The sequence below is a fragment of the Clostridium sp. 7_2_43FAA genome, from assembly GCF_000158375.2.
Lineage (GTDB): Bacteria > Bacillota > Clostridia > Clostridiales > Clostridiaceae > Clostridium > Clostridium tertium.
The window spans coordinates 34,040-35,059 of the sequence record NZ_JH815223.1 but is presented as its reverse complement, the minus strand read 5'-3'; the positions used below and the strand labels follow the sequence as shown (position 1 = coordinate 35,059).

At 24.9% G+C, this 1,020-nt stretch carries 1 protein-coding gene and 1 rRNA gene; one reads left to right on the top strand and one right to left on the bottom strand.

Annotated features, from left to right (window positions below; translation table 11 throughout):
- Positions 1-649 precede the first annotated feature (649 nt).
- Positions 650-787 carry a hypothetical protein gene (locus CSBG_RS18645; RefSeq protein WP_008681340.1) on the top strand — a complete coding sequence of 46 codons (138 nt, stop codon included), beginning with the start codon at positions 650-652 and terminating at the stop codon, positions 785-787.
- An 85-nt stretch (positions 788-872) separates the two neighbouring features.
- On the opposite strand, the gene rrf is transcribed toward CSBG_RS18645, so the two are convergent.
- Positions 873-989 (bottom strand): 5S ribosomal RNA (rrf, locus tag CSBG_RS16505).
- Positions 990-1,020: the final 31 nt, after the last annotated feature.

Here is a 1,020-nt window from a genome sequence, read left to right as displayed (position 1 = left end):
TCAAATTACTTTGAGTCTTAATGTTAAGACGTCTAAAAGAATTGCTGGTTTGTTTACTTAACTTATTTTCTGTTCAATTTTCAAAGATCATTTTCTTCATCGCCCTCAAGCGACTTTCTTATCTTATCACTTATGCATTTCATTGTCAACAGTTTTTTTACTTTATTTTTAACTTGCTGACGTATTTGCCCTAGCGACATAAACTATAATATCACCCATATTAACATAATATTATATTAAAACTAGTAATTACTTAGCATTATATTTATTTTTCTCGATATTTCTTATATTTTCTTCATTTATACTATATTGATATACAAGGTAATGTTTATTTACTTTTTCAGATTATTCAGAGTATATTTGAATATTAATATCAATCACTCAACATATATTTTACCTATTTTTTAATATTAATATACCTTTATAATATATACAAAGATCATAAAAAATCTAATTATAAGTATTTAATATTAATTAAGTATCCTAAATAAAAAAAATTATATATCCAAATAATATAATTTTATTTTTAATAATCTAATTTACTTTTATGTAGATTCTTCAAATAAATGAAAATCAATCATATTGATAATTACTATTTATTAATATATAATGTTAGTTATATTAAAATATATAAAAAGGAGTGTACTAAATGAATTCACAAGAAAAAAATAATAATAAGTCACAAGAAATACTAGCCCCTAAGAAAGTTAAATATCAGTGTCTACACACAACCGAAGCTAAGGAATGTACTTGTATAAGAAGCAAAGGATTAGTTTTAACAAAATAACTTGATAATTTAATATATACCGATATGTTTGAAAAATTTATATAACAAAAAAGACTTAAGAATAAATTCTTAAGTCTTTTTAACAACCTGGCAACGTTCTACTCTCCCACACAGTCGCCCATGCAGTACCATCGACGCTGTAGAGCTTAACTTTCCTGTTCGGAATGGAAAGGAGTGTTTCCTCTACGCCATCATCACCAGATTTACTTTTCAGAGTGTTCTCTGAAAATTGC

What these genes read in the sequence shown, in the direction of transcription:
- CSBG_RS18645 (WP_008681340.1), top strand. Translation starts at nt 650, where the DNA reads ATGAATTCACAAGAAAAAAATAATAATAAGTCACAAGAAATACTAGCC.